We start from the raw sequence: 18,286 nt of genomic DNA on the forward strand, positions 1-18,286 counted from the left end.
AGGGGGAAACTATGCCGCTGCATAGTGCGCCGGCTAGGGGTTCGAGCGGTGGAGACTATGCCACTGCATAGTGCACGGGCTCGAGGTTTCAGCGGCGGTGACTATGCCGCTGCATAGTCGGCGCAGCTAAATGCCCGCTGGCATATTGCACAGCGGGCATGAGGAGATGAAGCGCGTGTCTTACTTGAAGAACTTACGCAGCGCCTCGCGACCACCAGGGATCGAGTTGATGAAGACAACCAGGCTGCCGATTGCAGCACCAAGCGTCGTAACAATCACGCTGATAGTCGTGATTGCTTTCAGGATTTCTTCCTCATTATCGGCAGGGCCGATGCTTCCGTGCGGAGCCAGCGTTGCCGAAGGCTCAGCGGTCACCTTCGTCGGCGTAGGAGCGGTCGTGGTTTCCTTCGTCGTGGTTTCGGTCGACTGGTTGGTGGTGGTTTCCTCCGACGTCTCAGTAGTCGTCGTCGAGGTGGTGGTTTCCTCCGTGTCCTCGGAAGGTGCCGGTTCCGCCGGCGCCTCAGTGGTCGTCGTCGGTGCCGGTTCCGAGGTGGCGGTGGTAGTTGCCGAAGTGGGTTCGGAGGTGGTGGTCTCTGCAGCGAGAGCTGAAGTGCCAAGAGCGCCAGCGGCGACGGCGGCACCGGCTGCGGAAACCAACAGAGTGCGGAGCTTCATGCTTGAATATTCCTAGCTGGGGTGGAGGTTTAGAACGGGAGCTTCGGGAGCTGGACCTGCGGCACGTGGACGTGCGGGATGCCCAGGTGGAACTCGCGGTTCAGTGCGTCGATGATCTTGTTGATGCCACGCGGGTCAGAGAACACGATCAGACCGGTGGTCAGAACCGCAGCGAGGGTGCCAGACACTGCGCCGATGATGTGGCCCTGGGAGGAACCGGAAGTCTGCTTCTGGGGAGCCGGCGGGTTGTTGGTCTCGTCCTTGTTGTCCTCGCCCTCGCCCGGCTTGTCGGTTTCACCCTCGCCCGGCTTGTCGGTCTCGCCCTTGTTGTCCTCGGGCTGGTCAACCGGAGCGGTGGTGTGGGTGTCGGTGGCCTCGTTGCCGGTGTTTTCGGCGTCCTCAGCGTAAGCCGGGGTAACAGCCAGGGTCAGCGCGGTCGCGGCAGCGACCATTGCAGAAGAAAAGCGCTTCATTATGAAAAACTCCTATGGAAATCTAGGGGGTTTGTCGCTGTCGACCGTGCGCTCGACAGATCACTCGGAAGAACCTAGCAGGTTCCCAGAAGAAAACATAGTGATATAGGCAATGTTTTCAGTGTTCCCCGCATCGGATTGGCCAACACCTGGAAGTCAGGGGTTTGGTCACGGCGAGCAGTGTACCCCAAATCATCTATATGTCTAAGTTCTATGGAGGTGGGGTAAATCGAGGTTTGAACAAACTGAAAGCTCGTCGCGCGTACACTGATCGACCATGCGCCCATCTGACACATTCCAAGAGGTCCATGCCGCCGATATCCAGTTCGCGCAGGGAAGGATTTCTTCTGTCATTACTCCGTCGCCGCTGCAGTACTGCCCGCGGCTGTCTCAGCAGTACGGTGCTGAGATTTATCTCAAGCGTGAAGACCTGCAGGATGTGCGTTCGTACAAGATTCGCGGGGCGTACTTTGGCATTTCGCAGCTAACCCCGGAGGAGCGGGAGGCTGGCGTAGTGGCGGCGTCGGCAGGCAATCACGCCCAAGGCGTGGCGTACGCGTGCCGTGCGCTTGGGATTCAGGGCAAGATCTTTGTCCCGAAACCCACCCCGAAGCAGAAGCGTGACCGCATTTTGGTGCACGGCGGTGATGCGATTGAGCTCGTCGTTACGGGCAACACGTTTGACGAGGCTGCCCAGGCTGCGCGCGAAGACGCTGCGGCACGGGGAGCGACGGTGATTGAGCCGTTCGACTCGCGCAATACCGTGGTCGGGCAAGGCACCGTCGCGGCCGAGATCGTCGCGCAGTTGTCCAGTATGGGCAAGCAGCTCGACACTGTTCTTGTGCCGGTCGGTGGCGGTGGCCTGATGGCAGGTGTGATGTCGTATGTGGCGGACATGTCGCCGTCGACGAGGGTGGTTGGTGTTGAGCCGGTGGGGGCGTCGTCGTTACGCGCTGCGATTGAGGCGGGCGAGCCGGTGACGCTGGAATCTATCGACCCATTCGTGGACGGGGCGGCGGTGAAGCGGATCGGTGACACTCCCTGGCAGGTGTTCCAAGCACACAAAGATCGTGCTGAGGTGTTTTCTTGCGACGAAGGGGCAGTGTGCACGGAGATGCTCTCGCTGTATCAAAACGAAGGCATCATCGCCGAGCCCGCGGGCGCACTGTCGGTTGCAGGTCTTGCGCAAACGACGATTAAGCCCGGCTCGACCGTCGTTTGCATCATTTCCGGAGGCAACAACGATGTGCTGCGCTACGCGGAGGTCATGGAGCGCTCCTTGGTCCACCGTGGACTGCGCCACTACTTCCTGGTCAACTTCCCCCAAGAGCCAGGGCAGCTTCGCATGTTCCTGCGGGAGATCCTGGGTGAGGAAGACGACATCGTCTTGTTTGAGTACCTGAAGAAGAACAACCGCGAAACCGGTGCTGCGCTCGTCGGTATTGAACTTGCGCATGCGGACGACCTTGCCCCGCTTCTAGAGCGCATGGACGGATCGCTGATCGGCTGCCGCCGTCTAGAGCCGGGAACGCCGGAGTACGACTTCATCGTTGCAGGTTAAATGGTTACTTCCTACGTCCGACCCAAGGCTGGGGAGACAGCCATCCACGAACTTGAGATCAAGCGTTCGCGGTTTATTACCTGGGTGACGCGCGCCACCACTGAGGAGGAAGCGCGCGAGGTCATCCATGCTGCGCGTGAGGCGTACCCGGATGCGCGCCACCATTGTTCGGCGTTCATCGTTCATGTCGACGACGCACAGCCAATCGAGCGTTCCTCCGACGACGGCGAGCCCTCCGGCACGGCAGGAAAGCCAATGCTTGAGGTGCTCAAAGGATCAGGCATGTCCGACATTGTCGCCGTGGTTATTCGCTACTTCGGTGGCATCAAGCTTGGCACAGGCGGTCTCGTGAGTGCGTACACGAACGCGGTGTCTGAAACACTGCCGAGCGTTGTCACCACCACACGCGCCATGCGTGAGCAAGTTGCCGTGGACCTTCCGCATGCTGAAGCCGGCCGAATCGAAGCAGAACTACGCAACGCTGGGGTGGAAGTCGTAGACGTCGAATACGGCGCTGCCGCCACATACACGCTCGCGTTCGAACCAGGGGAGCGCGAGCGTATCGACGACCTCCTCGCCGCCGCCACCCAAGGCAAAGCAGAAAGCAAAACGCTCGGACCACGGTGGGTCGAGTTGTCTACTTCGCGCTAGAATTGCATGCCATGACTATGCAGCCGCGCCCAAACAACCCGATCGACCAACGAAAAGCCGCCGTGCGCAAATACTCGCGCGACGCGCTGGTGTGGGCCGGTGGCGGCCTCGCCGGCGGCATCGCGTTCGGTCTGCTGATGCAGTCCTGGACGATCCTGGTGCTTGGGCTCGTCATCGGAGTTGCGGGTGGTTTTGTGAATTGGAACAAGGTCCAAAAGATCGTCAATCACCAGGACCGTTACTAGCGCCTTGATCGAACCGTCAGGCAAAGCCGTCCGTATCGACGCCTGGCTGTGGGCCGTGCGGATCTTCAAAACACGCAGCCAGGCCGCCGAAGCCGTTCGTGCTGGGCACGTCAAGATCGGTGGCAAGGCAGTCAAACCTGCCGTCCAGGTCGTGCCGGGAGACACGGTGCGGGTATGGAAGAACCACCACGAGTACATTCTCGAGGTTACGGCGACGGTGTCGAAGCGCGTTGGCGCACCGGTGGCGCGCACCTGCTACATCGACCACAGTCCGCCACCACCACCGCGTGAACTCTTCGCGGCACCTCCTGTGCGCGATCGCGGAACTGGGCGCCCCACGAAGAAGGAACGCCGCGAAATCGACCGCCTCATGGGGCGGCGGGACTAAACGCAGCTAATCGATGCTGCCGCGTAGCCGGGCTAGACGGCCGTTGAGCCGCTTGCGGCGCACCTCTGGGCGGTTTCCCGAATCCCAGGTTTTCTCGATGTGTTCGGTGCCGAACCGGTTGAGCAGGAGATCGTCGATAATGCGCACTTGCCCCGGGACGAATGAGTAGTTCATCGAGTTGGAGACAGCCTCGATGTCTGCCGGGTTGGTCAGGTCCGCAACGTCCGAGACAAGCTCAATGCCGTGGGCACGCAGCAACTCGGTGAGGAAGCGGTAGTCGCCCGCGCGTGAGAGCGGAAACTGGCTGCCAAGCAACACGGTCAGAATGCCCGGCAGTGTCTCAGGCGAGATTTCGGTGTCCACGTCGGTGTGCACCTTTTCCTGCGGGTCTGCCAAGGTTGAAATTTGGTCAAACTGCTGATCGGCTAGCTCGATAAGTCCCGCGGCGAGGGTGAACGCGCGGTCCACCTGCGGGTCGAGTTTTTCCGTTGAGCGTTTGTACTTGATGTCGTGCTCAAACTCCGCCCACGCATGCTGCAGCACTGTACGAATCTGCACCTCGAAGACTTGGCCGACGAACTCCTCAAGGCCCTCGGATTGCTCCTCAACACGGACGACAAGGTGGTGCGAGCCGTAGCCGAAGTTGCCGGCGACTCGGGTTTCTTCGGCTTTGTCCACGCTGCGCAACACCTCAAACTCGTCGGCGAGCAGGCGCTGCACTGCAGGGATCTCGGTCGAGTGCAGCACGGTGATTCGGGCGCCGATGATGTCTTTGATGTCGTGCCACGGGTCGGGGTAGAGCAACTCACCGTCGCGAGTTTTGCGGGCTTTTTCCTTCAACGAGGTCCAGGACTTCACTCGTGCATCTACACGGTCGAAATTCACGCCGGCATCGCGCATGAGTTCATGGAGGGCGTGGCGGAAGGTCATCGCCGCGTCCTCGTGTGCGTTTACCCAAGCGAAGTATGTGGAGCCGAGACGTGCGATTGTGTCGTCAGCTTCCTTGTTTCGCTTGGCCGGTTGTTTTGAAGTGCTCATGTCGGCGGGTGAGCTTACCCGGAAACTGGCGGATCGTGCATTAGCGGGAAGCCGACCGAGTATGTCATCAGCGCGCCGCGCCCCAGGATGTCGCGGACGTGATGCAACGGTGCGTCGAAGATAAACAGTTCCTGGTCGTCGCGGGTGGCGTAGACCAGCTCGTGGTGGGGGTCGAGCACCGTCTGAAAATGGCGGTGCATCACCGTAAACGTTTTCGGGTGAGCGAGCCACGCGGTGGGTGGCACACCGTGTCCACCTACCTCTAAACCGGGCGGAAGGCCGGTCTGCTCCAGCGCTGCAGCGGGATTGCGCACCAAAAACTCGACGCCCGTGTCGACGAGCGCCCGCTTCGCCAACCGGTCAGCGGCACCATTCCAGAGCTGGTTCATGCTCGGCGTGAGCTCACCGATTTGTTGGTGGGTCAGCGCCGGACCGTCGTCGACGGTAAAGACACACACCAGGCGCGGTGCAAGGTTGATAAACGCGGTCGAGGCCGAAAAGCCAGGCGTGAGCCAGGAACGTGACGACGACGATGGCGCGACGTCGTCGCGACGCGCCAGCCGCAATTCAATAGCATCTTGGTGGACAGGGCGGGGAAGAGTTTCTACTACGTACATACTCAGTTAGACGTAGCCAACACCGCCCCGGTTCCATCCGAACCAAAGCTTTTTACAGACCGAGTACCTCGAGGAGTTTCGGGGCCTGCCAAATCTGAATGTCCTGGCCCTTTTCCTGCAGTTCGCGGGCTCGTTTCTCCTTCGAGGTCACACTCGACCATTCGCCGACAACCAGGATGGTCGTTTTCTTGGTGACGTTCTTGCCCACCTGCGCGCCCTGCTTCGCAATCGCGTCCCACAACTCGCCCTTATCGTGCGGTTCGAACTCACCGGTTAAGGTGACGTGCTCGCCGTACAGAGGAGCGTTCGGGTCGGCTTGAGCATCTGGCTCCGGCACGGTGTCCGGGGTGGCCACCGACTGCCACGGAGCGGGTTTGCGCTCCTTCTTCACCGGCCCGGCCTGGTTGGAACCACGTGGCTCGGCGGTGGCGGCAACGGCAGCAGCGACACCACCTTCGGCGACCTGCTTCGCCTGCACCGCGCGGCCGGCACCGGAGCGGTCGCGGAGGACAGGGGTGACGCGGGCGTCGTCGATCGATCCGAGCGTGAACCCGGTGTCGTGGATGAAGCTCATCAGGCTGCCAGTGTGGCCGGCCTCCCGGGCGAGACCAACCATCACACCGGCGCACGCAGCGGCATCTTCGCAGGCATCGTGGTGGTTGTCCAAGGAAACGCCGAAGTGCTGCGCAAGGGTTGGAAGCTTGTGGTTTGCCACATCCAGCTTGGTAGCGCGGGCCTGTGCCAACGTGCACGCGAACAGCATCTTCGGGACGGCGATGGAGGAGGCCAAGCAAGCATCGCGAAGTGCGGCGGCATCGAACTGTGCGTTGTGCGCGACAAGGGGTAAATCCCCGACAAAGGTGGTCATTTCCGCGATACAGTCGCGCACGTCTGGGGCATCAGTGACATCCTCAGCAGAAATGCCGTGGATAGCAACGTTGCCGGATTCGAACTCGTCTAAACCGGCAGGCGGCTTACATAACCAAGACTTTCGCTCGACCTCTTCGCCGTCGACAATCTTGACCAACCCGATCTGACAGATCGAGCCCCAGCGACGGTTCGCGGTTTCCACATCGAAACCGACGAAGGAGAAGTCAGGAATGCCTGCTCCGCCGTCGGCGGTAGCGGTGGTGGGGGCCTTGCCGTGCTTGGCGTCGTCGAGAAGCGTGCGCAACTTCTTTGCGCCATCGACGTCTCCCGGTGCGAACCAGACGGTCAGCGGAGCACCGGTGGTGGCAACATCCACTTTGGTCGGCGACCATGCGTCACCTTCGGTGATATCCACGCCGGTGATATCCGCAATACTGACGGTGCGGTCCGAGGAGTCGCCGCGCAGCGAGGCGAGGAGGGCAGTTGGGGTCACGGTGAGGGCGTCGTTGGTCACAGTCAACGTTGCACCATGAGCGGAAATCATTTAGGCGTTGCCTTCCTTTCGGCCCGCTCCAGCGGGCGGTTGCGTACGGCGCAGCACCACGGTCGAGCGCTGGCCGACGGTGACAGTCGAATCCGGACCGATGGGCTGTGCGCCTTCACGGTAGCCGAGGGGGCCAGTCGTATCGACGACGATCTCCCACTCGTCACCAAACCTCGCGCCGGGAACAGTGAAGTCAATGTCCTCATAATGGGCGTTGAACATGAGAAGGAATGAATCGTCCACGATGCGCTGGCCGCGGCTATCGGGTTCCGCGATCGCTTCGCCATCGAGGTGAACCATAAGTGCACGGCCGAAGGCGGCGTTCCAATCGTCTTGTGTCATGAGACGGCAGTCGGGGGTGAGCCAAGCGATCTCTCGGCCGTGTTCGTCGTCGCCAAGCGCACCGCCCTCGAGGAACCTGCGGCGGCGAAACACCGGATGATCTCGGCGCAAAGCGATGAGCCGACGCGTGAATTCGTGCAGGTCTGCTGCGCTTTCAAGGTTGGACCAGTCCATCCAAGCCGTCTCGTTGTCCTGGCAGTACACGTTGTTGTTACCGCCCTGGGTGCGTGCGATCTCGTCGCCGTGAGCGAGCATCGGGGTGCCCTGAGATAGCAAGAGTGTGGTCAGGAAGTTGCGGCGTTGCCGTGCTCGCAGGTCGAGCACCACAGGGTCGTCCGTGTGGCCCTCCACACCACAGTTCCAGGACCGGTTGTGGTTCTCGCCATCGCGGCTGTCTTCGCCGTTGGCTTCGTTGTGCTTGTCGTTGTAACTGACCAGGTCGTTCAAGGTAAACCCGTCGTGTGCGGTGATGAAGTTGATCGACGCGGTCGGGCGGCGCCCGTTGTGTTGGTACAGGTCCGACGAGCCGGTCAGGCGGGAGGCGAACTCGCCGAGAGTGGAGTCCTCGCCGCGCCAAAAGTCACGCATGGTGTCGCGGTACTTGCCGTTCCACTCGCTCCACAGGGCAGGGAAGTTACCGACCTGGTAGCCGCCTTCGCCCACATCCCACGGCTCGGCGATGAGTTTGACCTGGCTCACCACCGGGTCCTGTTGAACCAAGTCGAAGAAGGTGGCCAGACGGTCCACGTCTGAAAACTCGCGCGCGAGGGTCGAGGCGAGGTCGAAGCGGAACCCGTCGACGTGCATCTCGGTGACCCAGTAGCGCAGCGAATCCATAATCAACTGCAGGGAGTGCGGGTAGCGCACGTTCAGTGAGTTTCCGGTGCCGGTGTAGTCCATATAGAGGAACCGGTTGTCGTCGACAAGCCTGTAATACGCCTCGTTATCAATGCCACGAAACGCAATTGTCGGGCCCATGTGGTTGCCCTCCGCGGTGTGGTTGTATACCACATCCAGGATCACCTCGATGCCGGCCTCGTGGTAGGCGCGCACCATCTGTTTGAACTCGGCCACGGCATCGCCAGGGGCAGAGGAGGAGGCGTAGCTGTGCTCCGGGGCGAAGAAACCGAACGTGTTGTAGCCCCAGTAGTTGCGCAACCCGAGTTTGAGTAGGCGGTCGTCTTGCAAAAATTGGTGCACCGGCAGCAACTCAATCGAGGTCACACCAAGGTCGGTGAGGTAATCCACCATTACCGGGTGCGCCATACCCGCATAGGTGCCGCGCAACTGCTCAGGAATGCCCGGGTGGGTCTGTGTCATGCCCTTGACATGGCACTCGTAGATCACCATCTCCTCATCAGGGATCTTCGGCGCGCGGTCGTCGCCCCAGTCGAAGAACGGGTTGATCACCACCGACAACATCGTGTGGCCGAGCGAGTCTTCTTCATTGCGACCGGTACCAGGTTCTTCTGCGTTGACGTCGTAGGAAAACAGCGAGGAATGCTGATCAAACTCCCCATCAAAGGCGCGCGCGTACGGGTCCACGAGCAGCTTGCTGGGATCGCAACGCTTGCCGTCGGCCGGGTCCCACGGCCCGTGCACGCGGTAGCCATAACGCTGACCTGGGCCAACACCGGGCAGGTAAGCGTGCCAGACATGGTTATCCACCTCGTCGAGGGCGATACGCGTTTCGGCGCCGGTGTCGTCGATAAGACAAAGCTCAACTGCATCAGCAACCCCCGAAAACAGTGCAAAGTTCGTCCCCGCCCCATCAAACGTCGAGCCCAGCGGATGTGCGGAGCCAGGCCAGACTTGCTGCTGCAGATCCGGATGCGTCGTCTCAGTCATGCTGCCCGAGCATAGTGCACCCGCTCGACACTGCCCGGGCTACGAATGCTGCGCCAAACCGTCCAGCAAAAACTTCACGGCCGCAGCATGCATCTGCGCAGAATCGTCTTCGTACGTGTCCGAAACACTGCCGGTCGCTTCCGCAAGTTGTGTGCTCGCTTGGTGCACGGCGGCATCCCCAAGCGTCAAATGCAACAGGCCGAGAGCCACAGCACGCATCTCGCTTGACGACGACCCCTCACCCGAATACTCACGCACCGACGCAATAAACAATTCCGACAACTGGGCGCAAACCTCAGCGTCCGGCTGACTCACTGCAGCCACAAGCACCTCTGCGCCATCGCGGATGCCGAGCACCGCTTCCCGCAGCGCGCGACTTAGCTCAGCTGGGTCGGCAACTGGATCGCTCATGAGCGGGCGCACAATATGCTCCGCCAACGACGCGAGCAACTCCTGCTTGTTGGCGATATGCCAGTACAACGCGCCAGGGGCGACGCCCAGCGACGACGCCACACGCCGCATGGAAACATCGGCCAAACCGTACCCAGACAGCAGCTCAAGCGCCGCCTGCGTGATGCGCTCGCGAGACAATTGCATGACACACCACCCTAGACCGAAGTGGCCGAAACATGGGTTTACGTGACTTCACAGGAACCATTCAGAACAATAGTACGGACGTTCAACCGTCAGGTAAGCGTTGCGTTGGTACTCTTTGGGACGAACGTCCCGTCGTGGCGCCAATCCACGCCCAAGACGGTTGCCCGCGTCCAGCGAACGGATGGGGTGAAACTAGGAAGGTAGTCAAAGATGAAAATGAACACTACGTCCGGCATGGCAGCATGCGTAGCTGCAGCAATGCTCGTACTTCCGCTTTCGGCATGCGGATCCTCCGACGAAGGCAAGTCCGGAGGGCTGTCCACCGCTGCTGAGGCTGCTCCGGCCGATACGGCTGTCGAGTCCACGGTGTCCGAGAATGCCGATAAGAGCGAAGGAAAGAAGGACGACGCAAAGAAGGACGAGAAGAAGGCAACCGCCACGACTTCGAAGAAGAAGGAGTCGAAGGAAGAGGGCGGCAACCAGGGCGAGGCCCCGACCCTTGCCAATCCGTTTGAGAACGGCATGCCGGAAAACACCAACCAGCCGCTCGAGGGCGCACAGGAAGGTACCGACGAAGACCGCAAGCAGATGGAAGACACTGCACGTGCTGTGCTTAACCCGGGTTCTTTCGCTGACTGGACCCGCACCATCTTGGACAATTCCTGTAAGGCAGTCGCTGACCCGATGATGGAGGAACTGGAGCGTCAGGGTCTGACCCTTGAGCAGGTTGAAGAGGCAGGCCGCCTTGCTGAGCAGCAGGGCCAGGCGCTCGAGCTGCCGAAGTCCGAGGTCAGCATTTCCGACGTTCGTGTGGACGGTAACCGTGCGTCTGCCAACCTGACTGCAAAGAACGCAAACGGTGAAGAAACCCAGGTCATGATCTTCGAGAAGGAAGACGGCCGCTGGAAGTTCTGCAACTAGTGATGGGATCTGGTGCAGGGCTGCTCGCGCTAGCCCTGCTCCTCGGTATCGCTGGAGGTTTCGCCTGGGGTGGTCTTCGTCCCGCATACGTCGGCGTGATCACAGAAAACGGCGGTATCGGGGTCGACGAAGTGGCAAGCCCTGTGAATGTACAGTTCACAGGGTTTGCGTGGTTTGTGCTGCTGGCACTCCTGCTCGGGGTGGTGCTTGGCGCCGTGGGGTGGCGCAGCGTGCGCCGCGGCAGGGTCGGCGGTTCTGTGTGGTGGATGCTGTGGATCATGACCGTTGCCGTACTTGGCGCGATCTCGATCTACTTGTTTGGTGACTGGTTGAGCCTCAAACTGCACCCCAGGCCTACCCACGATGTCTTGGAAACCGGATCGAGCTTCACGCTTGTCCCGCCGGTTTCGCCGGGGGTCGGGTGGGCTGTTGCGCCGCTGACAGCTGGTCTGGTGTTTTGGATCGGCAACCTGCGCGCCTATGCGCGTGAACCACGCGGGGATGACGACAGCCGTCTGTAAGGCCCCGAACGGCCGGAATCGGACTGCGTCGTTACACTGACGGCGTACACAGCTTGAACGCGCCAATAACGCAGGAGGTTCGCCCAGTGACAGGTGCCGGAAACACATTCTTCATTCTTTTGCTGTTCCTCCTTGCAGGCATCCTCGTCGGTGGAGTGTGGTCGTCGTATCAGAACGGCTCCTCAAGAGCGGTGACTGCCGTCCTCGCGCTTCTTGCAGTTATGGCAGCCCTAGGTGGTGTGCTGATGTTGGTGGAGGTGATGTGAGATGTTCGGAGTTCGGCCCCTTATCCGCGACGAGGTTGATTCGCTAACCAATGTGTGGCGGGCCCGTGGTTTGATCCCGGTGCTCGTCGCCGTTGCATCCGCCTTCGCCGCCTGGTCGCTTCTGTTGCCGGTAGTGCCCACAGCCGTCATCGATGCCGGACAGTCTGCATCCCTTGCCGGGCTGTCCACTGGTGTGTTCATGCTGGCAACAGTGCTCACACAAGTTTGTACACCGTGGGCTCTGCGGAGGTTCGGCTACAGCATCATCATGGCAGTGGCCTCAATGCTTCTGGGTATCCCGGCGTTGGGGTACATCATCGGCATGGATGCAGCGCCGCTGCTGACGGTTAGTGCGATTCGTGGCATCGGCTTCGGTGCATTGTCCGTGGCTGAAGCGGCGATTATCGCGGAGCTGGTACCGCTGCGCCTGCTCGGCAGTGCCACGGGAATTTTCGGTGGTGTTGTCGGCCTTGCTCAGATGATTGCGCTGCCATCGGGCTTAGCCCTGGTGGACAGGATTGGGTACGACGCCGTGTATATTATCGCCGCATCGATCGGTGGCATCTCGCTCATTGCCTGTGCGGCGATCCCTGCTATTCCACCACCGGATCCCGAGCCAGAGACCACAAACATGGTCCATGTGCCCATGTGGCATCTGGTGCTCGTGCCGGCACTCGCGTTGATGTTTGTGACCACTGCTTACGGTGCGATCACGAACTTCTTGCCGGTCTCCATGCGTGATCTCGACCCGGCCACGGGTGCCGCGATGGGCGGCGTAATGCTCGGCGTGATGAACTTTGCGTCGATGATCTCGCGCTACACGGCAGGCAAGATCATGGACCGTCGTGGGCAGCCTGGCACCGTGCTCATCCCATGCCAGGTCCTTTGTGCACTCGGCGTGTTGCTCATGGCAGCCATCTTGGCGCTTGAGCTACCGGTTTGGACCATGCTGCTGGCCGCCCTGTGTTACGGCGCAGGCTTCGGCGCGGTGCAAAACGAGGCACTGACCATGATGTTCTACCGCCTGCCGCGCTCGAAGACCTCGGAAGCTTCTGCTATCTGGAACATTGCTTTCGACGGCGGGACGGGCCTGGGTTCTACCTTCTACGGCATGCTCATTGCCACGATGGCGTTCGCGCCGATGTTTGGCATCGCCTCCGGTGTCATCGCGATTGGGCTGATTGTCACGTTGCTTGACCGTCAGTTGGGCCGTCACCGTGTGGTGGAAGTTAACAATCTGTCGGCTCGTTTGAAGGCTGTGCAGGCGCCGCGTCGTTATCCGTCGAAGAATAAGAAGCAGCCGAAGAACCAGTAATCGGGGGAGCGGATACACTACGCAACCATGACGAACACCCCGGCAAGCCCGACAGTCGCGGTACTTGATTACCTCGGCAGTGAGACCACCACCAGCCTTGTCAGTGCTTTGGTGAATGCAGGTGCTGATGCTTTTGCCACCACTGACCCCGACAAGGCTGTGCAGGCAAGCGGTCTTGTCCTGCCTGGTGGGGCATCGTTTGCAGACGCTGCTGCGGCGATCAAGCGCATCAAAGGGGATCGCATCGTAGGCCAGCGTCTGGCAGGGGGTAGGGCACTGCTTGCGGTCGGCACTGGAATGCACGTGCTTTTCGACGACGCCGTGACCGGCAGCCGCACCACACCAGGCCTTGGGGAGTGGCCGGGCCAAGTTGTGGAGGCAGCATTTGAAGCGGGGGAGTACCCCGTCGTGGCGGCAGATGGTTCGAAGCTGCTGGCCGGAATTGTTGGAGACGTGTTCTTCGACGCGCCACAAGCCGTGAAGTCGTTCCCGTTGGCAGAGGATGACTTCATCGCCTACCCGAAACTGTCTTGGGCAGACATCAACGGCGAGCGCATCCTTGCCGCTGTAGAAAATGGGCCATTGTGGGCGATGGCGTTCGACCCAGCCATGTCCGGTGAGGTTGGTGTGAGCGTGCTGGGCAACTGGGTGCAGCAGCTGCAGCCGGAGGTGTCTCATGCATAAGCCGGCGGAGCTGCTTGATGCTGCATTGTGCGCGGTTGATGAGGCGCGTGAGGTATTCGTCGACAAAGTGGGGGCTGCTCCTGCACTGCGCAAGGGGGCCGGCGACTTTGCCACAGAGGCTGATCTGATCATTGAGAAGCTGTTGCGCAAGCGTCTGACGGACACGACTGGCATTGCGGTGTACGGCGAGGAACAAGGCGGGTCGTTTGATCCGGAGGCGTGCTGGGTTGTTGACCCGATCGACGGTACGTCGAACTACTCGTCCGGCAATCCGAACTGCGCCATCCTGTGCACGCTGCTGCTTGGTGGAAAACCGGTCGCAGCGATTACCGATGCGCCGCTGCTGAACATGCGCCTCACCGCGGTCGATGGCGAGCCCGTGCACCTCAACGGCAACGCCTTGCCACCGGTTGGTGCGCTGACTTCCGCTGCGGAGCAGGTGGGGATTGGCTCGTTGGCCTCGGCGGATAGGCAGCGATACCCAGCATCGTTCCGTCTCGACTTGGCAGGCGCACTCACGGATTCGCACCTGCGGCCGCGCATCAGCGGATCGGTTGGCGTTGACCTGGCCTTCGTCGCGCAGGGGATCTACCAGGCTGCGGTCAGTTTTTCCCCGCACATCTGGGATAACGCAGCTGGTGTGTTGTTGGCACGCAGTGCAGGGGCGAACGCAAGCGCGTTTGATGGTTCGGAATGGACTCCGACCACCGCCGGTGTGGTTATCGGTACACCGCATGCGCATCGTACTGTGCTCGATGCGATCCAGATGGTTGCAAAGTAGCGGAAGGACGCTTCAGATGAAGAAGAACAAAACCGGTGCACTGCTGTTCGGTGTGGCGGGTGCGGTGATGTGGGGCTTTTCCCGCATGGACTGGGTGACCGCGAAGTACAACGACGACCTCTCCGGCGAAGGTGTAGCAACCATCACCGGCGCGGAGTGGTCCACCGAGATCACCGCAGTGGCGGTGCTGCTGCTCGCCGGTGCGATTGCCGCGTTTGCGTTGCGCAAGGTCGGTCGTCGTGTCGTTGGCGGAATTTGCGCGCTCGCCGCCGCTGCTGCTGTCATCCCAGCAGCAGCGCTTCTGGCGCGTGGTGCTGACCATGAGCGTATCCACGCCATCTTGACGGCAGGGGCGGAACAGGCAGCCACGGATACGTCCTCCGCTGCTATTGCGAACTGGGCGGAGATCACCGCCGCCGACGTTGCTGTGGTAGGCCCAGTACTCACGATCGTGGGATGTGTGCTGGGGGTGATTGGCGGTGCGATGCTCGTCGTCAAGCCTGGCGAGGATGCGCCGAAGCAACACAAATACGAGAAGGAAGCTGTGCGCAAAGAAACCATCCGTCACGACCTGAAAGAGGAGCCGGATTCCGGACGCGTGATGTGGGATGCGCTCGACGCGGATATCGACCCGACCGAAACTGGTGACGAGGATTTTCGTCCTACGCAGGGCAACCGCTAACCTATAGCGCTATAGGCCGTATCACCTGGAGGTAGGCGCATGTCGGCACCGAGCGCAGTATCAAACGTTGTCGCTGGTGTGCTCCGTGATGTCGAAAAACGCGAAGCGGTCGTGCCGTTCCAGGAAATCAAGGCCCGCTCGCGCGACATGCCCCCAACCCGCGATGCTAAAGCAGCACTTTTGCGCCACGGCTGCGGGGTCATCGTGGAGATCAAACGCAACTCGCCAGTTTTTGGCCCAACCGCGGTAGGCAGACGCTCGATCGAGTCGGTTGCCCAAGACATCGAGCGCGGTGGCGCCCACCTCATCGCTTGCCAGACAGAGCGGCTGCGTTTCGACGGCTCCCTGGCAGATCTGGCCAACGCCCGCGCAGCCGTAAGCCTGCCGATGGTGTGTCGCGATGTCATCGTCGACCCGTACCAGATCCACGAGGCCCGTTGCTACGGCGCCGACATGCTCCCGCTGCAGGTAGGCATCCTCGAGCAGCCGCGCCTGGAGGCACTGCTGGACCGAGTGGAATCGCTGGGCATGGTCGGTGTGGCCGAGGTGCGCACGCCAGCGGAGGCGGATCGGGCCCTTAAGGCCGGCGTGAGTGTGATCGCGGTGAACTCCTGGACCTTTGACACCAACGACCTCAACCGCAACGCCTTTGCGGATATCGCGCCGGGGCTTCCCACCGAAGTGATCAAGATCAGCCTGGGTGGTGTGACCACTCCGCGTGACCTGATGGACGCCGCCGCGTGTGGTGCGGATGCCGTGTTGGCAGCGGAGGCTGTGATGGCGTCTGGCGATGTGTACGAGGCAACCCGCTCTTTGGCGGCCGCGGGACAGCACCCAGCCTGTCCATCGCGGAATTAAACTGGCACACTGTTGGGCGTGCAAACAACACTTCTGGCAAACATTCCTTCCCCGCCGCAGGGGGTGTGGCAGCTCGGACCGATTCCGATTCGTGCCTATGCGCTGTGCATCATGGCGGGCATTGTTGTCGCGCTGTTGATTTCCCTGCGTCGCTACAAGGCCCGCGGTGGTAATCCGGAGACGATCTGGGATGCAGCGATCGTGATTATCCCGACCGGCATTATCGGCGGGCGCCTTTACCACGTGATCACGGATTACGATAAGTACTTCGGTGAGGGCAAGAACCCGTGGAAGGCCTTCGACATCACCTCGGGTGGGTTGGGCATCATCGGCGCAGTCGCGCTGGGAACCCTGTGCGTGTGGGTGATGATGCGCCGCAAGGGCCTTCCGTTCGCGCCACTTGCGGATGCAGTTGCGCCGACGGTGATTCTCGCCCAAGGCATCGGCCGGTTGGGCAATTACTTCAACCAGGAGCTCTATGGGGCCGAAACCAATGTGCCGTGGGCGCTGGATATTTACTACCGCGTCAACGAGGCGGGGGAGTTCGCGCCGCTGACCGGCCGGTCCACCGGTGAGGTGATCGCGAGCGTGCACCCGACGTTCCTCTACGAGCTGATCTGGAACGTTGCGGTGTTCTTCCTGCTCATCTGGATTGACCGCCGCCGGCGCCTTGGCCACGGCAGCGTGTTTTGGCTCTATGTCGCGGGTTATACCCTTGGCCGGTTCTTCATCGAGCTGATGCGTAGCGACGAAGCCACGCTCATCCTCGGCCTGCGCGTCAACACCTGGATGACCGCAATCTTGTTCATCATCGCGGTGGTGATGTTCATGCGCACACCGAAGGGGCGCGAGACCCCGGAAGAGGTCGATCCGGATTACAACGCACCGTCCACGGCAGAAGAGGACAATCCGGAGTACCGTGTTGCGGTGGAAGACACGCGAGAAGCCTACGAAGGTGAGGTTGGAAAACGTGGATAGGAAAACGAAGATCGTTTGTACGCTCGGTCCCGCTGTGGCCAGCAAGGATGCGATTTTAGGACTCGTGCGCGACGGCATGGATGTCGCGCGCCTGAACTTTTCGCACGGCGATTACCCGGATCACGAGCAGAATTACCGTTGGGTGCGCGAAGCCACTGATGAGACCGGCCATGCGGTCGGCATTTTGGCGGACTTGCAGGGCCCGAAGATTCGCCTTGGCCGCTTTGAAGGCGACGGCAAAACCTACTGGGAGACGGGCGAAGCCGTCCGCATCACCGTCGACGATGTTGTAGGTACGCACGACCGTGTGTCTACGACGTACAAGCAGCTGGCCAAGGATGCGAAGCCGGGGGATCGTTTGCTTGTCGACGACGGCAAGGTCGGCCTCGTCTGCACCGACATCGACGGCAACGACGTGGTCTGCCGCGTCACCGAAGGCGGCCCGGTGTCGAACAACAAGGGCGTGTCGCTTCCCGGTATGGACATCTCCGTGCCTGCGCTGAGCGAGAAGGACAAGGAAGATCTGCGGTTCGCGCTGAAGCTCGGCGTGGACATTATTGCGTTGTCGTTCGTCCGTTCGCCGTCTGATGTCGACCTCGTGCACGAGATCATGGATGAGGTCGGCCGGCGCGTTCCGGTCGTCGCAAAGCTGGAAAAGCCCGAGGCTGTCGACGCGTTGGAGTCCATCATCCTTGCATTCGACGCGGTGATGGTCGCTCGTGGTGACCTGGGCGTGGAAATCCCGCTCGAGCAGGTGCCGGCTGTGCAGAAGCGTGTGATTCAGATCGCGCGTGAGAATGCGAAGCCGGTGATCGTCGCAACACAGATGCTCGATTCGATGATTGAGAACTCCCGCCCCACCCGTGCGGAGGCCTCCGACGTAGCCAACGCGGTGCTCGACGGCGCGGATGCCGTGATGCTGTCCGGCGAGACATCCGTCGGCGTGGATCCACACAACGTGGTACGCACCATGAGCCGCATCGTGCGTTCTGCGGAAACGATGGGCAACGTCCCGCCGCTGAACCACATTCCGCGCACCAAGCGTGGCGTGGTGTCCTACTCGGCGAACGACATTGCGCGGCGACTCAACGCGCGTGCCATTGTCACGTTTACGACCTCCGGCGATACTGCACGCCGCGTGGCGCGTCTGCACCCGGACCTGCCACTGCTCGTGTTCACACCGGTGCAGCAGGTGCGTTCGCAATTGGCCATGACCTGGGGTGCGGAGACGTTCCTGTGCGATGAGGTCAACAGCACCGACGAGATGGTCAAAGTTGTGGACAAGCAATTGCTAGCCATGGACCAGTACCACGAAGGCGACACCATGGTGGTCGTCGCGGGCACCCCGCCAGGAGTTGCGGGCACTACCAACACGATCCTCGTGCACCAACTCGGCGAGGACACGCGAAACCCCTAACGCGTTACCCTGGT

Annotated in this window: 21 protein-coding genes; 14 read left to right on the plus strand and 7 right to left on the minus strand. The window is 61.2% G+C overall.

Annotated features, from left to right (window positions below; translation table 11 throughout):
• Positions 1 to 180: 180 nt before the first annotated feature.
• Positions 181 to 675, minus strand: coding sequence for a hypothetical protein (locus tag HMPREF3145_RS05360; RefSeq protein WP_070422213.1), 495 nt, complete (start codon positions 673 to 675; stop codon positions 181 to 183).
• A 29-nt stretch (positions 676 to 704) separates the two neighbouring features.
• Entirely contained in the window at positions 705 to 1,148 is a 444-nt protein-coding gene (locus HMPREF3145_RS05365; RefSeq protein WP_070422214.1) for a hypothetical protein, read from the minus strand.
• A 277-nt stretch (positions 1,149 to 1,425) separates the two neighbouring features.
• Between HMPREF3145_RS05365 and ilvA the strand changes: the two genes are divergently transcribed.
• Genes ilvA through HMPREF3145_RS05385 form a run of 4 tightly spaced genes read left to right on the plus strand, consistent with a single transcriptional unit; the run spans position 1,426 to position 3,993 of the window.
• The gene (gene ilvA, locus HMPREF3145_RS05370) at positions 1,426 to 2,709 is read left to right on the plus strand and encodes a threonine ammonia-lyase IlvA (protein ID WP_070422215.1); all 1,284 of its coding nucleotides are present in this window, start codon (positions 1,426 to 1,428) and stop codon (positions 2,707 to 2,709) included.
• Positions 2,710 to 3,360, plus strand: coding sequence for a YigZ family protein (locus tag HMPREF3145_RS05375; RefSeq protein ID WP_070422216.1), 651 nt, complete (start codon positions 2,710 to 2,712; stop codon positions 3,358 to 3,360). It abuts the gene before it with no gap.
• A gap of 11 nt (positions 3,361 to 3,371) precedes the next feature.
• Entirely contained in the window at positions 3,372 to 3,605 is a 234-nt protein-coding gene (locus HMPREF3145_RS05380) for a hypothetical protein (RefSeq protein WP_070422217.1), read from the plus strand.
• Between the two features lie 4 nt (positions 3,606 to 3,609).
• Positions 3,610 to 3,993: an RNA-binding S4 domain-containing protein gene (locus tag HMPREF3145_RS05385; RefSeq protein WP_070422218.1), complete on the plus strand. Its 384-nt coding sequence runs from the start codon at positions 3,610 to 3,612 to the stop codon at positions 3,991 to 3,993.
• Between the two features lie 6 nt (positions 3,994 to 3,999).
• Here the strand turns inward: HMPREF3145_RS05385 and HMPREF3145_RS05390 are convergent, their stop codons facing one another.
• The 5 genes from HMPREF3145_RS05390 to HMPREF3145_RS05410 form a co-directional block, all read right to left on the minus strand.
• Positions 4,000 to 5,031, minus strand: coding sequence for a GTP pyrophosphokinase (locus HMPREF3145_RS05390; RefSeq protein ID WP_070422219.1), 1,032 nt, complete (start codon positions 5,029 to 5,031; stop codon positions 4,000 to 4,002).
• A 14-nt stretch (positions 5,032 to 5,045) separates the two neighbouring features.
• Positions 5,046 to 5,597 carry a hypothetical protein gene (locus tag HMPREF3145_RS05395; RefSeq protein ID WP_070450928.1) on the minus strand — a complete coding sequence of 184 codons (552 nt, stop codon included), beginning with the start codon at positions 5,595 to 5,597 and terminating at the stop codon, positions 5,046 to 5,048.
• Positions 5,598 to 5,700: 103 nt separating this feature from the next.
• Positions 5,701 to 7,062, minus strand: coding sequence for an exonuclease domain-containing protein (locus tag HMPREF3145_RS05400; protein ID WP_070422221.1), 1,362 nt, complete (start codon positions 7,060 to 7,062; stop codon positions 5,701 to 5,703).
• A complete protein-coding gene (gene glgX / locus HMPREF3145_RS05405) occupies positions 7,063 to 9,252 on the minus strand; it encodes a glycogen debranching protein GlgX (protein WP_070422222.1) in 2,190 nt (729 codons plus the stop codon).
• 39 nt (positions 9,253 to 9,291) lie between these two features.
• Positions 9,292 to 9,849, minus strand: a complete 558-nt coding sequence (locus tag HMPREF3145_RS05410) for a TetR family transcriptional regulator (protein ID WP_070422223.1) — start codon at positions 9,847 to 9,849, stop codon at positions 9,292 to 9,294.
• 210 nt (positions 9,850 to 10,059) lie between these two features.
• Here HMPREF3145_RS05410 and HMPREF3145_RS05415 point away from each other — a divergent pair, with 210 nt between their 5' ends.
• From HMPREF3145_RS05415 to pyk, 10 genes are all read left to right on the plus strand, one after another.
• Positions 10,060 to 10,770, plus strand: a complete 711-nt coding sequence (locus HMPREF3145_RS05415; RefSeq protein WP_070422224.1) for a hypothetical protein — start codon at positions 10,060 to 10,062, stop codon at positions 10,768 to 10,770.
• Positions 10,770 to 11,291 carry a hypothetical protein gene (locus HMPREF3145_RS05420; protein WP_141739363.1) on the plus strand — a complete coding sequence of 174 codons (522 nt, stop codon included), beginning with the start codon at positions 10,770 to 10,772 and terminating at the stop codon, positions 11,289 to 11,291. The genes HMPREF3145_RS05415 and HMPREF3145_RS05420 overlap by 1 nt, the downstream gene beginning before the upstream one ends.
• An 86-nt stretch (positions 11,292 to 11,377) precedes the next feature.
• Positions 11,378 to 11,557: a hypothetical protein gene (locus HMPREF3145_RS05425; RefSeq protein ID WP_070422226.1), complete on the plus strand. Its 180-nt coding sequence runs from the start codon at positions 11,378 to 11,380 to the stop codon at positions 11,555 to 11,557.
• Between the two features lies 1 nt (position 11,558).
• Complete coding sequence (locus HMPREF3145_RS05430) at positions 11,559 to 12,872, plus strand: MFS transporter (protein WP_070422227.1); 1,314 nt, start codon at positions 11,559 to 11,561, stop codon at positions 12,870 to 12,872.
• 27 nt (positions 12,873 to 12,899) lie between these two features.
• Positions 12,900 to 13,556, plus strand: a complete 657-nt coding sequence (locus tag HMPREF3145_RS05435; protein WP_070422228.1) for a type 1 glutamine amidotransferase family protein — start codon at positions 12,900 to 12,902, stop codon at positions 13,554 to 13,556.
• A complete protein-coding gene (locus HMPREF3145_RS05440) occupies positions 13,549 to 14,337 on the plus strand; it encodes an inositol monophosphatase family protein (protein WP_070422229.1) in 789 nt (262 codons plus the stop codon). The genes HMPREF3145_RS05435 and HMPREF3145_RS05440 overlap by 8 nt, the downstream gene beginning before the upstream one ends.
• A gap of 16 nt (positions 14,338 to 14,353) precedes the next feature.
• Positions 14,354 to 15,019 (plus strand): TIGR02234 family membrane protein, encoded by a 666-nt coding sequence (locus tag HMPREF3145_RS05445; RefSeq protein WP_070422230.1) that lies wholly within the window; start codon positions 14,354 to 14,356, stop codon positions 15,017 to 15,019.
• 39 nt (positions 15,020 to 15,058) lie between these two features.
• Positions 15,059 to 15,877: an indole-3-glycerol phosphate synthase TrpC gene (locus tag HMPREF3145_RS05450; RefSeq protein ID WP_070422231.1), complete on the plus strand. Its 819-nt coding sequence runs from the start codon at positions 15,059 to 15,061 to the stop codon at positions 15,875 to 15,877.
• 18 nt (positions 15,878 to 15,895) lie between these two features.
• On the plus strand, positions 15,896 to 16,855 hold the full coding sequence (gene lgt / locus HMPREF3145_RS05455) for a prolipoprotein diacylglyceryl transferase (protein ID WP_070422383.1): 960 nt from the start codon (positions 15,896 to 15,898) through the stop codon (positions 16,853 to 16,855).
• Positions 16,848 to 18,272: a pyruvate kinase gene (gene pyk / locus HMPREF3145_RS05460; protein WP_070422232.1), complete on the plus strand. Its 1,425-nt coding sequence runs from the start codon at positions 16,848 to 16,850 to the stop codon at positions 18,270 to 18,272. The genes lgt and pyk overlap by 8 nt, the downstream gene beginning before the upstream one ends.
• Positions 18,273 to 18,286 lie beyond the last annotated feature (14 nt).

The organism is Corynebacterium sp. HMSC05C01 (assembly GCF_001807155.1).
Lineage (GTDB): Bacteria > Actinomycetota > Actinomycetes > Mycobacteriales > Mycobacteriaceae > Corynebacterium > Corynebacterium coyleae.

Coding starts and splice junctions, on each gene's coding strand:
- HMPREF3145_RS05360 (WP_070422213.1), bottom strand. CDS start 675: ATGAAGCTCCGCACTCTGTTGGTTTCCGCAGCCGGTGCCGCCGTCGCC.
- HMPREF3145_RS05365 (WP_070422214.1), bottom strand. CDS start 1,148: ATGAAGCGCTTTTCTTCTGCAATGGTCGCTGCCGCGACCGCGCTGACC.
- ilvA (WP_070422215.1), top strand. CDS start 1,426: ATGCGCCCATCTGACACATTCCAAGAGGTCCATGCCGCCGATATCCAG.
- HMPREF3145_RS05375 (WP_070422216.1), top strand. CDS start 2,710: ATGGTTACTTCCTACGTCCGACCCAAGGCTGGGGAGACAGCCATCCAC.
- HMPREF3145_RS05380 (WP_070422217.1), top strand. CDS start 3,372: ATGACTATGCAGCCGCGCCCAAACAACCCGATCGACCAACGAAAAGCC.
- HMPREF3145_RS05390 (WP_070422219.1), bottom strand. CDS start 5,031: ATGAGCACTTCAAAACAACCGGCCAAGCGAAACAAGGAAGCTGACGAC.
- HMPREF3145_RS05400 (WP_070422221.1), bottom strand. CDS start 7,062: ATGATTTCCGCTCATGGTGCAACGTTGACTGTGACCAACGACGCCCTC.
- glgX (WP_070422222.1), bottom strand. CDS start 9,252: ATGACTGAGACGACGCATCCGGATCTGCAGCAGCAAGTCTGGCCTGGC.
- HMPREF3145_RS05410 (WP_070422223.1), bottom strand. CDS start 9,849: ATGCAATTGTCTCGCGAGCGCATCACGCAGGCGGCGCTTGAGCTGCTG.
- HMPREF3145_RS05415 (WP_070422224.1), top strand. CDS start 10,060: ATGAAAATGAACACTACGTCCGGCATGGCAGCATGCGTAGCTGCAGCA.
- HMPREF3145_RS05430 (WP_070422227.1), top strand. CDS start 11,559: ATGTTCGGAGTTCGGCCCCTTATCCGCGACGAGGTTGATTCGCTAACC.
- HMPREF3145_RS05435 (WP_070422228.1), top strand. CDS start 12,900: ATGACGAACACCCCGGCAAGCCCGACAGTCGCGGTACTTGATTACCTC.
- HMPREF3145_RS05440 (WP_070422229.1), top strand. CDS start 13,549: ATGCATAAGCCGGCGGAGCTGCTTGATGCTGCATTGTGCGCGGTTGAT.
- HMPREF3145_RS05445 (WP_070422230.1), top strand. CDS start 14,354: ATGAAGAAGAACAAAACCGGTGCACTGCTGTTCGGTGTGGCGGGTGCG.
- HMPREF3145_RS05450 (WP_070422231.1), top strand. CDS start 15,059: ATGTCGGCACCGAGCGCAGTATCAAACGTTGTCGCTGGTGTGCTCCGT.